The organism is Geofilum rubicundum JCM 15548 (assembly GCF_000974365.1).
Classification (GTDB): Bacteria; Bacteroidota; Bacteroidia; order Bacteroidales; family Marinilabiliaceae; genus Geofilum; species Geofilum rubicundum.
This window is the reverse complement of sequence record NZ_BAZW01000197.1, coordinates 1-678: the sequence shown is the minus strand read 5'-3', so window position 1 is coordinate 678 and position 678 is coordinate 1. Positions and strand designations below refer to the sequence as shown.

1 protein-coding gene is annotated in these 678 nt (G+C 37.2%); it reads right to left on the bottom strand.

All coding sequences use genetic code 11. The features are described from left to right. Window positions 1–14 precede the first annotated feature (14 nt). The coding region (locus tag JCM15548_RS20755) for a hypothetical protein (RefSeq protein WP_227626100.1) at window positions 15–678 on the bottom strand (664 nt) is incomplete at its 5' end.

Genomic DNA, 678 nt, shown 5'->3' with positions numbered 1-678 from the left:
TTGGCAGCTGACGCTTATTCAATTTTCTCGATTTTTCCGCTTGCTGCATGTTTGAATCTACTTTTCGTAACTGCCAATGAGTCGGAATCTGGAATTTCATTGCTTCCATCTTCTAAAATCTTTCTAGTTATTAGGCTGTCAACTATGCTGATTGTTTTGTCTGAATTTATGGTTACAAAGTTTGACCGATAGTAACCCATATCAAAGCCAACAGACTGATAAAGAGAAAACGAATCAATTATATTCCCTTTATTGTCAATTGTCACTACTATTGGAGACCCATAGTCATCAGGGACATATCCAACTATCGTCACAAGACTTTTTGATTCGAATATTTTTCCAAAAACTGAAAAACCACTCTTGTCATTAAGCTCATTTAATATTCTATTTTTTGGCAAATCAACCGATTTCAATTGAATGTCAATATTAGAGTTAAAGACAATTGGTGTTGTAATGGTTGGTAGATTTTCACAAAGGTCAGAAAAGGAAGAGTCTTCATTTTGCCTTTGTCCGTTGCAACTAAATACTAAGAGAATTAGTCCAAATAGTGTTATTAACTTCATGGTTGTTTTTTTTTGCGTTTGCTGCCAACGTCCGGCTGTATGCGGTCGGCCGGGGCATTTCTGCCAGTTACGAAATTTTCTGGCAAAGCGGTTGTGACTGGGGAGAACGAAGCCT